This window comes from Leclercia sp. UBA2479 (assembly GCF_002341985.1).
Taxonomy (GTDB): domain Bacteria; phylum Pseudomonadota; class Gammaproteobacteria; order Enterobacterales; family Enterobacteriaceae; genus Enterobacter; species Enterobacter pneumoniae.
The window spans coordinates 136,588-147,897 of record NZ_DDPB01000004.1 but is presented as its reverse complement, the minus strand read 5'-3'; the positions used below and the strand labels follow the sequence as shown (position 1 = coordinate 147,897).

The following is an 11,310-nucleotide window of genomic DNA, read 5'->3' as shown; positions in this document are numbered from 1 at the left end:
ATCCGGCCCCCGCAACCAATACTTCGAAAACATTAAACACCCATCTGGGTGTTTTTTTGTATCTGCGATTTGTGAATTAGCCGGGCGTGAACCCGGCGTGCCTCCACTACCCTCTTCTGGCCAGCGTCGCGCCATCAGAAAAGTAAGCTTTAATCCCGGCCAGAATCGACTCGGCCACTTCCTGCTGGAATTTAGCGGTTTTAAGCTTACGCTCCTCTTGCACGTTACTGATAAAGGCCGTCTCAACCAGAATCGACGGAATATCCGGTGCTTTCAGCACGGCAAAGCCGGCCTGTTCAACGCTGTTCTTATGCAGTTTGTTGATGCCGCCAAGTTTACCCAGCACCGCTTTACCAAATTTAAGGCTGTCGGTGATAGTGAGCGATTGCACCATATCAAACATCGTGTGGTCGACGTAGCGGTCGCCGCTTTTGCTCACGCCGCCAATCAAATCCGAGGCGTTCTGCGTATCGGCGAGATAGCGTGCTGCGGTACTGGTGGCCCCTTTTGTTGAGAGCGCAAAGACGGAGGACCCGCTCGGCTGACGGCTGGTAAAGGCATCCGCATGAATCGAAACAAAGAGATCCGCACGCTGCTTCTGCGCTTTGGCCACGCGCACCTTCAGCGGGATAAAGACATCTTCGTTACGCGTCATATAGGCGCGCATATTGCCTTCCCGATCGATCAATGCCTTCAGGCGACGGGCGATCTGCAGTACCACATCTTTTTCGCGCGTATGGTATTTGCCTACCGCGCCGGAGTCTTCTCCACCATGCCCCGGATCGAGCATGATGACTATCGGGCGATCGCGCCCGGCTTTTCCCGGCTGCGGGCCACTCTGGGCCGGAGGAACCTGCCGGTCAAGATCGCCTTTGTTGTAATCTTCCAGCAGGGCCAGCAGCGGATCCTGAATGTCTGTGGCATTGGCCGGATAAAGATCCATCACCATACGCTCTTTGAAACCCGCGACCGGCGCCAGCGCAAACAGCTGCGGCTTCACGTTTTGTTTCAGTTCAAACACCATGCGCACGGTATGCGGATCAAACTGCCCTACCCGCGCAGACTTGATGTAAGGATCATCGCCGCGGATCTGCGCGCTCATCCCCTTCAGGACGGAGTTAAGATTGACACCTTCAAGATCCACTACAACGCGCTCAGGGTTGCTCAGGGCAAACTGCTTATATTTCATCACCCGGTTCGATTCTACCGTGACGCGGGTATAGGTTGAGGATGGCCAGACGCGTACAGCCACGACCTGCGTGACAGCAGCAAGCCCAACCTGACTCACACTGAGTAACCACATGGCCCCGGCCCCTTGTAACAGACGGCGGCGGCTTAAAGCTGACTTGGATCCCGACATGCTTCTCCCGAGCAAAGAAATCGTATTTATACACAAAACGTCCAAATTGACCGAAAACTTTAACGAATGACGCATAAACTGTCATCTATTAAAGGGTAAACAATCCTTAGTTAATGCCTTGCTTATATAGCTATTTCTTCGTATCAGCCAAAATTTAGGCTTGCGCTCACGGCCACGATCGAATAAAAATACATTAATTACGAATAAAAATTCATTGAGGGTTGTGCCGTGGTGAAGGAGCGTAGAATCGAACTGGTCCAGGGATTCCGCCATTCTGTTCCCTATATCAACACCCATCGTGGGAAAACCTTTGTCGTGCTGCTCGGCGGCGAAGCCATTGAACACGAAAACTTTTCCAGTATCGTCAACGACATCGGCCTGCTGCACAGTCTGGGTATTCGCCTGGTTGTGGTGTATGGCGCCCGGCCGCAGATCGACGCCAATCTGGCCTCTCATCACCACGAACCTATCTACCATAAACACACTCGTGTTACCGATGCCAAAACGCTGGAACTGGTTAAGCAGGCGGCGGGCCTGCTGCAGCTGGATATCACCGCACGTCTCTCAATGAGCCTGAACAATACCCCTCTGCAGGGGGCACATATCAACGTGGTGAGCGGCAATTTTATTATCGCCCAGCCGCTCGGCGTAGATGACGGGGTGGATTACTGCCATAGCGGCCGTATACGGCGTATCGACGAAGAGGCGATCCATCGTCAGCTGGACGGCGGCGCCATCGTACTGACGGGGCCGGTCGCCGTCTCCGTCACCGGCGAAAGCTTCAACCTCACCTCGGAAGAGATTGCCACGCAACTGGCTATCAAGCTGAAAGCCGAGAAGATGATTGGTTTCTGTTCATCGCAGGGCGTGACCAACGAGCTGGGGGATATTGTCTCTGAGCTGTTCCCTAACGAAGCGCAGGCCCGCGTAGAGTCTCTCGAAGCCCAGGGCGATTACCACTCTGGCACCGTGCGCTTCTTGCGGGGGGCGGTAAAAGCCTGCCGCAGCGGGGTGCGTCGCAGCCATTTGATTAGCTATCAGGAAGATGGCGCGCTGTTGCAGGAGCTCTTCTCGCGCGACGGCATTGGTACGCAGATCGTCATGGAGAGCGCCGAGCAGATACGTCGCGCCACCATCAACGACATCGGCGGAATTCTGGAGCTGATCCGCCCGCTGGAGCAGCAGGGGATTCTGGTGCGTCGTTCCCGCGAACAGCTGGAGATGGAGATCGACAAGTTCACCATTATTCAGCGCGACAACCTGACTATCGCCTGTGCGGCTCTCTACCCCTTCCCGGAAGAGAAGATCGGTGAGATGGCCTGTGTGGCCGTGCACCCGGATTACCGCAGTTCGTCACGCGGTGAAGTGTTGCTGGAGCGTGTTGCCGCCCAGGCGCGGCAAATTGGGCTGAATAAACTCTTCGTCCTCACTACCCGCAGCATTCACTGGTTCCAGGAGCGTGGCTTCACGCCGGTGGATATTGACTCTCTGCCTGAGAGCAAAAAAGAGATGTATAACTATCAGCGCCGTTCCAAAGTGCTGATGGCCGATCTCACCTGATCCCTCCCCGGCGTGAGGGGCAGTTACAGCGCTTCAAAAAGGGTGTTCAGGCCGCTACGCCGCTCGGTTCGCGTGGTGACAGCCTGCGTCAGGACACTCTCATCCGCATACAAGGATAAGCGGCGACGCGCACGGGTAATGGCGGTATAGACCAGCTCACGGGTGACGACGGGCGACATCTGTACCGGCAGGATCAGCGCCGCATGATCGAACTCCGACCCCTGGGATTTATGCACCGTCATGGCCCATGCGGTTTCATTTTCCGGTAAACGGCTTGGCTGAACCGATTTCACGCGGCCATCCGGCATCTGGAACCAGACACGTAACCCCTGCCCGCGATCCAGGGCAATCCCGATATCCCCGTTAAATAACCCGAGCGCGCTGTCGTTGCGCGAGATCATAACCGGGCGGCCCTCATACCAACGGGAGAGGGGCTGACGGGTAATCTTGCGTTTTTGCGCCAGTACCTGCTCCAGCTTCTCGTTCAACCCTGCCACACCGAAGGGCCCTTCTCGCAGCGCACACAGCAGCTGGAACTCGCCAAAGGCGGCAATGACTGCCTCCGGGGAGGCTTGCTGCTGAACGGCCTGCAGGAAGCGCTGATAGCCTACCAGAGCATCGTCGAGCATACTCAGATACTCTTCACCGCTTTGTAGCGCCTTTTTCTCAATATCGCTGAAACGACCATCAAAGACGGTACTTAAGGCCTGGCGATCGCCGCGATTGACTGCCGCCGCCAGCTGACCAATGCCGGAGTCGCTACCAAATCGATAGCTCTTTTGCAGCAGGCACAGGCTGTCGCGCAGCGCCCCTGCCACCTGGCTGGCATTACCTTCGAGCGCGTACCCCGTCAGGCCAGCAAGCTCCTGCGCGCGCTGGGCCGTGAAACCCGCGCTGGCCCAGGTGCAGATATCCCCCAGCACCGCGCCGGCCTCTACCGAAGCCAGCTGATCGCGATCCCCTAAGAAGATCACGCGCGCATGCGCAGGCAGCGCATCGATCAGGCGCGACATCATCGTCAGGTCAATCATGGACGCTTCGTCTACCACAAGCACATCCAGATGCAGTGGATTACCTACGTGGTAACGCAGATTCTGGCTACCCGGCTGCGCCCCCAGCAGGCGATGCAGCGTGCTGGCCTCGCTCGGGAAGAGCTTGCGCTGCGCCTCTGTCAGGGGCAGTTTTTGCACTGCGCCCCCCAATGACTCCGTCAGGCGTGCCGCCGCTTTGCCCGTCGGTGCGGCCAGGCGGATACGGCATTTTGTCTTGCCGGCCATCTGAATCAGCGCGGCCAGCAGGCGCGCCACGGTGGTGGTTTTACCGGTACCCGGCCCGCCGGAAATGACCGAGATTCGGCGTGTCAATGCGACTGCCGCGGCCACTTTTTGCCAGTTCACGTCGCCCTCGACGCTAAACAGATCGTTGAGCGTCTTCTGCATCTCTGCTTCATTGTGCGTTAAAGGCTGGTTCGCTTCCGTAAAGAAACGCGCCACTGCCTGCTCGTAGCGCCACATCCGGTTCAGATAGAGCCGATCGTCAACCAGGATCAGCGGAGTAGGTTTCGCGCCATCGCTCACCGCCGGAGAGTCCATTAACGCTCCCCGCCAGTCGGGATCGTCCCCCAACAGATTGAAGCAGGCCAGCAGCGGGGCTGGCGTTTTCGCGTCGGGCTTCAGGCGCGATAATGGCAGGCAGACATGCCCTTCCCCGGCATCATAACTGAGTAAAGCGGCAGCCAGCATCAACGTCGGGTGGTCGTTATCTGCCACCATCATGGCAAATTGCACATCCAGACGACGCAACAGACGCTGCTCAACCGCCTCAAGTAAGCACTCCTGCATCGTCATTGCGCTACCTCCTCTGTGGTGCCAGCAAACAGGCTATCCATCTGGTTAATCAGGGCTTCGTCAGGACGCGTGCAGAAAATTCCCGATCCCGGCGCACTGCCGTCGACGCCACGTAAAAACAGATAAATCACGCCGCCAAAATGGCGCTGATAAGTGTAATCCGCGATGCGATGGCGCAAATAGCGGTGTAACGCCAGGGTATAGAGCTGGTACTGCAGATCATAGCGATGCGTCTGCATCGCCCGCGCCATCGCCTCCTGGGTGTAAGCGTCACGGTTCTCGCCCAGCCAGTTAGATTTGTAATCCAGCAGGTAATAACGGCCGTTATGGCGAAATACCAGGTCGATAAAGCCTTTCAGCATGCCGCGCACCTGACGAAAGTCGAGAGGTGGGCAGCCCTGCGACAGGGGATCATATCGACGAATTAGCGCGTCCAGCGCCGTAGCGGTAAGCGGGCCAGAAATAGGCAGATAAAACTCCATCTCAACCTGTTTCTCTTTCGCCGTTAACTGACTCAGAGAGATGCCTTCATCGTTCAGCGGCGCCTGTAAAATACGGGTAATCCAGGCCGTCAGCACCGGTTGCCAGCGTACGTCGTACCCCCCTTTTTGCAGCACATCCGCTACCCAGGTTTCTGATACCGGCTGGGTAAAGTCGAGTGTTTCAAACAGGCTGTGCAGAAAGGTCCCAGGGGACGCACCACGTGGAAACTGGTGCGGCGTCAGCTCCGGCTCCTGCGCGACTTCTCCAACGCCTGCGGCATCGACATCCAGCCGCGGCATCAGATCCTGTGCCAGCGCCTGGCCGTGCTGCTGCAAACCGGAGTAGCTGGTGACCCGCCAGTCATCCGCCAGCGCGCGGGCGATCTGTCGCGCCTGCAGCTCAGGAGATAACGATTCAGGCATTTGCCAGCGGTCGCTGTCTGCCACGCCGGCCGTGTGCAGCGAGATATGTTCATTGCAGAGCGCCTCCAGACACTGGCGCAGCCCGACGGCGTCTTTCGCTTCGCCTTTCTGCACCAGTCGTCCCAGCGCGCTGAGGTGGAAATCGCTCTCGCCGGATTTATCGCCACGACGGCGTGATAGAGGGGCCACCCCCAGGCTGCAGTGCCATACGGAACGGGTGAGCGCTACGTACAGCAGGCGTAGATCTTCTGCCAGTCGCTCCGCCTCGGCAAGCTCAATACTGGCATCGGCCTTGCTGAGATCCAGCACCGCTTCGAAGGTTTTGCGATCGTGGTAGAAGGCCTGATCCTGCACCCGATAGTTAGCAATAAAGGGCAGCCAGACCAGCGGGTACTCCAGGCCTTTGGATTTGTGGATAGTCACGATCTGGACGAGGTGTTTGTCGCTTTCCAGGCGCATCTGCTGGCTGGAAGCATTGCTGTTTGGCTCGGCAATATGCTGCGCCAGCCAGCGTACCAGCGCGTGCTCGCTTTCCAGCTGCGAACCCGCTTCCTGTAACAGCTCGCTAATATGCAGGATATCCGTTAAACGCCGCTCGCCGCCGGGAGTCGCCAACATATTCTCGGCAATCTGTCGCTGCGTCATGACATCGCGCAGCATTGCCATCACGCCCCGCTTTTGCCAGCGGTCGCGATAGCGGGTGAACTCTTCTACCGCTGCATCCCAGTGGGTTTCATTATTATTCAGCGTATCGATATCCTGCGCGTTCAGCCCCAGCATGGAGCTGGCGAGCGCACTGCGCAGCACGTTTTCGCGCTCCGGCGCCAGCACCGCCTGCAGCAGCCAGAGCATCTCCTGCGCCTCCAGCGTTTCGAACACGCTGTCGCGGTTGGAGAGATAGACCGAAGGGATGCTGAGCAAGGTTAGCGCGTCGCGCACCAGCGCGGCCTCCTGGCGACTGCGCACCAGCACCGTGATATCCGATGCCTGCACCGGTCGGGAATCTTTGCCTGTATGCAGCACGGCTTCATTGCGCAGCCCGGCGCTCAGCCAGTCGCGGATTTGTGCCGCGCAGTGCTGGGCCATAAAGGCCTGGTAGTCTCCTACGCCGCAGCCCTCTCCTTCCATCAGCCAGAAACGCATCGCCGGCTGTGCTTCACCCTGGTATTCGAAACGTAACCCGGCATTTCTTTCAGCCCATTTGACCGGTTTGAAAGGAATGTCGCGGAACATGAAGGCATCGTCCATCTGCGAGAAGAGCCTGTTTACGCTCTCGACCATGCCAGGCGCGGAACGCCAGTTAGTATCCAGCGTATAGTGCGCCGCCACTTCGCCACGTGCTTTCATGTAGGTGAAGATGTCGGCGCCGCGAAATGCGTAGATCGCCTGCTTAGGGTCACCGATCAGCAGCAGCGCCGTCTCCGCTTGCTGGCGCCAGATGCGGCGAAAGATACGGTACTGTTGCGGGTCGGTATCCTGGAATTCATCGATCATCGCCACCGGGAATCGTTTACGAATCGCGGCCGCCAGCGCTTCGCCGTTTTCACTGTTAAGCGCAGCATCAAGTCGACTCAACATGTCGTCAAAGCCGAGCTCGCCCCGACGGCGTTTTTCGCGCGCTACGGCTTCGCGGATCTCCACCAGCGCACGGGTAATCATTAAATCGTTCAGGGTAAGCGACTCAGCCAGTATCGCATCAATGGCGGTGAACAGCGGATGTTCCGGTACCTGGCCGCCTGCTTTGGTGCGTTCGGTCAGGGATGTCTGAGAGAATTTTTCCAGCGCGTCAGGCAACTGATAGCTACAGGTCTCTTCTTCAGCCCAGGCGTTAATTCTCTCAATGTATTTCGCCTGATTACCCCGGTTAAGCTTGCGCCTGTCGATGCCCGAATTTTCGATAATGGCATCAATCTCACCGACCCCACTGCGCCACTGCTCTTTCATCGCGTCGATCGTCGCGATGATCTTTTCATGGCGAGAGGCCAGGGTTTCATCTGCTGGCGGCGGGGATTTAATCACCGGGGCTTCCCCCTGCAGATAACGATCGATGGAACGCAGGAGCGCTTCCGGCCCTTTCCACAGGTCGTGAACAGCCTGGGCGATATCGCGTGGCAAGGGGTAACAATGGCGACGCCAGAAATCAGCGCAGGCCTGGTAGCGCAGCTCAGATTCATCTTCGATCAGCTGTTGTTCAAACAGCATGCCCGATTCAAAGGCATTGAGGCTGAGCATCCGCTGACAAAAACCGTGGATAGTAAAGACCGCCGCTTCGTCCATCTGCCGCTCTGCCAGCAGCAACCATTGCGCCGCCTGTTCGGTATCGCCAATCTCTTCGAGCAGGCTGGCATAGAGCGGGTTATCGGTGGCGTTTCGCAGGCAGGCGATGCGTAATTCGTGGATGTTGGCGCGGATACGGCCACGCAACTCTTCCGTTGCGGCCTCGGTGAAAGTCACCACCAACAACTCTTCAACGCTCAGGGGGCGGCTAAAGGCAGAACTGCCGCCCAGGCCGAGCAGTAGTCGCAGGTACAGGGCGGCGATGGTGAAGGTCTTTCCGGTTCCCGCTGAGGCTTCAATCAACCTTTCGCCCTGGAGTGCTAAACGAAGGGGATTAAGAGACTCAGCGGTATCGGTCATTCTTTCTTGCTCCATGGCAGTGATTGCTGCAGCTCACTTACGCTTTTCCAGACTTTCCAGCCGTCCGGGTGGAGGTATTCGACCTTCCCGTTCTGGCTACCTGACACCTGGGAGAGGATGGCCATCCCTTTAGGATCAACCACCGCCTGGTGGAAGAAGTCGGCCACTTTTTGCGGCGTGAGCTGCTTAATTTCGGCCACTACTTTATCACGCGAATCGAAGCGCATATTACCCCGATCGAAATCTTTGCTGATTTTTGAGGCCTCTTCGCCCAGGGTTTGTGGCGCCTGGTTGATCTGCGCAATCACTGCTTGCTGGATTTGGGCAAACTCTTCCGGCTTCATGGCGCGAAGCTTCGCCTCTGCCTGCGGGAAGAATGCCTGATAGCGTTGCCACAGATAGGCAGGCTGCTTATCGCTACTTTGCAGCAGGAAGCCGAGCCCCCACTGGCGCCCGACGTTCATCGAGAAGGCAAAGACCGCATAACCCAGCTGTTCTTCAGTACGCAGCTGGTTATAGAACCATGGCTGAATGATCTGTCCCAGCACCGCGCTGTTTGCCGAACTGGCAAACTCGTCGTATCCGGTAGGGACAAAAACGGCCGCCAGCGCAGAGTCAGAGGTGTTGCTCTCTTTATCGAAAATCACGTTCTGCTGTTTTTCGACCAGCACATCCTGATTACGACACCATTCGTTACCATGAGCATCCAGCTGGTCACGGACATTTTTCGCCAGCGTTTTCGTCTGCTCTTCCGTCATATTTCCGACCACCAGGAACTCCGGACGGGCATTGGCTTTCAGCGCATCGCGATAGGCCATTACCTCTTTCAGACTGATAGAGGGCAGCAATGCACGGCGCTCTTCACGCTGGAAGTACGGAATCTGAGACAACATTTGCACCGGCATGATCGCCTGATCAAAGGCTTTGCCTTTTTCCGCCGAATCCATCATCTGGGCATACCATGACTTCGCCTGCTCCAGCTGATCCTCGGTTGGCGTATAGCTGAAATATCCCGCCAGTAGGGCCTGGAAAAGCTGCGGCAGCCGTTGGGTATAGCCGTTGGCATTGAGCATCAGGCCATTGTTGGCATTGGTCGAGAAGCTGATCCCGCCGACGGCGGCCTGGTTGCTGAGCTCGTCCAGCGCGATCCCCGCCAGATAATCATTCAGGGCAAACATCACTTGGTTGCGGGCACTGTTCATGGCCGCAGGATTACGCAGTATTACGCTAACGTCGGCCTTCGGCTCGTTAGCAAAGTACTGGCTTGGGGTATAGACCACCCGCAGGGTTGGCTCATCGACAATCAGTTTGGGTTGAGGATAAGCCCCCTGAGGCTTGATCAGGGTGAAGTCATCAGGAATGTAAGGGTTCAGCTCCGGCAACTTGAGCGCGATGGCCGCCGATTTTTGCTGCCAGTCTGTAAAGGTTTTATCGCTAATTTTATCGACCTGATAAGGCGCATTGACGAAATAGGCTGTCTTGTTGTGCGGTTCATCCGGGCTGATATACCAGATGCGGGCATTCTGCGGCGTCATCATCTCCAGACGGGCTTTCACCGCGGCAGCATCGTATTGATCGGCAATATTGACCGCGTCAAGCGTGTGCTCAACCGGCACGCGGATCATGGTATCAGCCAGCCACTCGACGTAATCCATATCGCGGGTGATAGAGGGGTAACGGAAGTCGAGATCCAGCACGTGAGCCAGTTCGTCAAAGTAGCGCTTATCGACCCCTTTCTCGCGCAGCAGATTGAGGTAGCTGAAAATCGCCGCCACCACCTCGTCGCGATGGGCAAGGCCTTTATCGGTTAAGGTTGCGGAGATGGCGAGCACGCCACTGTTGCCGTTTACTACCGGATCGGAATCAGCGCGGATACCTTCTGCCAGCCCCTGCTTTTGCAGCCAGTCCGACAGCGTATCGGCGCTGCGGTTGCCGATGAGGTAGTTCACCAGTTCGTCGGTTTTACTGCGGAACTGGGCGGTGTTGTCGTCAATACGAAACTCGACGCGCAAGACTTTACGCGGCATCGCCGGTACGTAATGAATGATTACCCCTTTTTGTGCATCGGTCACGACCGGGACGTCAATTTGCGGTTTAGTAATGTTTTTATTCGGCACGCGGCCGTAAGTCTCAGCAGCGATTTTTGCCAGTGCTGGCAAGGGCTCATTACTGTACACCACCGCTTTCATCAGGTTGGCGGAGTAGTATTTATCGCGAAACGCATGCAGGGCATCCAGCACCGGGCTGCCGGGTTTGTCGCTCAGGGTTTCGAGGTTCCCACCAGAAAAACGGGAAGCCGGGTGCGCCGGGTTGATGGTCTCGGCGCTTACCTGGGCCATACGCATCCCGTCACGGGTACGGGCCAGCGTCAGCTCTGCGTTTACGGCGTTGCGTTCACGATCGGCATACTTTTTATCCAGTAACGGCGAGGCAATCGCATCCGCAAGACGATCTACCGCCCCTTCCAGGGCGTCATTTTCCACTTCAAGGTAGAAGGCGGTGCGATACGGCGCGGTACTGGCGTTGTGGCTGCCACCGTGCATTTTTAAAAATTCGGCGAGACTGTCGGGCTGCGGGTACTTTTTCGAGCCCATCAGGATCATATGTTCAAGATAGTGTGCAAGCCCGGGATGCGCATCGGGATCTTCCAGCGAGCCAACCGGCACCACCAGCGCCGACAGCGACTTTACCGCCTGAGGATCGGAAACCAAAAGCACAACCATCCCGTTATCAAGCCGAATAGCCTGATACTGGCGGGTGTCTTTGTCGCTTTTGCGGATCGTTTCCTGAAGGGGTTGCCAACCGGTGTTCGCCTGACTGAAGGGTGCCCAGAGGGCGACAAACAAAACAAACGCTTTCAACATGGTGCTGCCTGGCATTCACTACCTCATCATCACGGACGACATCATTAACGTGTTTCGTGCCGAACGCGCCGGCATCTCTTTATCGTGGTACATCAGTCCGTGACGCGATGGGCATCATAATTCAATGCTTATGACCG

General features: G+C 57.0%; 5 protein-coding genes. 1 reads left to right on the top strand and 4 read right to left on the bottom strand.

Annotation, left to right across the window (positions count from 1 at the left end; translation table 11 throughout):
• Window positions 1–106: 106 nt before the first annotated feature.
• Window positions 107–1,360: an N-acetylmuramoyl-L-alanine amidase AmiC gene (gene amiC, locus B3B59_RS03880; RefSeq protein WP_040074214.1), complete on the bottom strand. Its 1,254-nt coding sequence runs from the start codon at window positions 1,358–1,360 to the stop codon at window positions 107–109.
• A 228-nt stretch (window positions 1,361–1,588) separates the two neighbouring features.
• On the opposite strand from amiC, the gene argA reads away from it, so the two are divergent.
• The gene (gene argA / locus B3B59_RS03875; RefSeq protein ID WP_040074213.1) at window positions 1,589–2,920 is read left to right on the top strand and encodes an amino-acid N-acetyltransferase; all 1,332 of its coding nucleotides are present in this window, start codon (window positions 1,589–1,591) and stop codon (window positions 2,918–2,920) included.
• Between the two features lie 23 nt (window positions 2,921–2,943).
• Here argA and recD read toward each other — a convergent pair whose 3' ends face one another.
• The 3 genes from recD to ptrA are packed head-to-tail and all read right to left on the bottom strand — an operon-like array spanning window position 2,944 to window position 11,188.
• Window positions 2,944–4,767, bottom strand: coding sequence for an exodeoxyribonuclease V subunit alpha (gene recD, locus B3B59_RS03870; RefSeq protein WP_286808113.1), 1,824 nt, complete (start codon window positions 4,765–4,767; stop codon window positions 2,944–2,946).
• Window positions 4,764–8,309 (bottom strand): exodeoxyribonuclease V subunit beta, encoded by a 3,546-nt coding sequence (gene recB, locus B3B59_RS03865; RefSeq protein WP_286808112.1) that lies wholly within the window; start codon window positions 8,307–8,309, stop codon window positions 4,764–4,766. The genes recD and recB overlap by 4 nt, the downstream gene beginning before the upstream one ends.
• Complete coding sequence (gene ptrA / locus B3B59_RS03860; RefSeq protein WP_286808111.1) at window positions 8,306–11,188, bottom strand: pitrilysin; 2,883 nt, start codon at window positions 11,186–11,188, stop codon at window positions 8,306–8,308. The genes recB and ptrA overlap by 4 nt, the downstream gene beginning before the upstream one ends.
• Window positions 11,189–11,310: the final 122 nt, after the last annotated feature.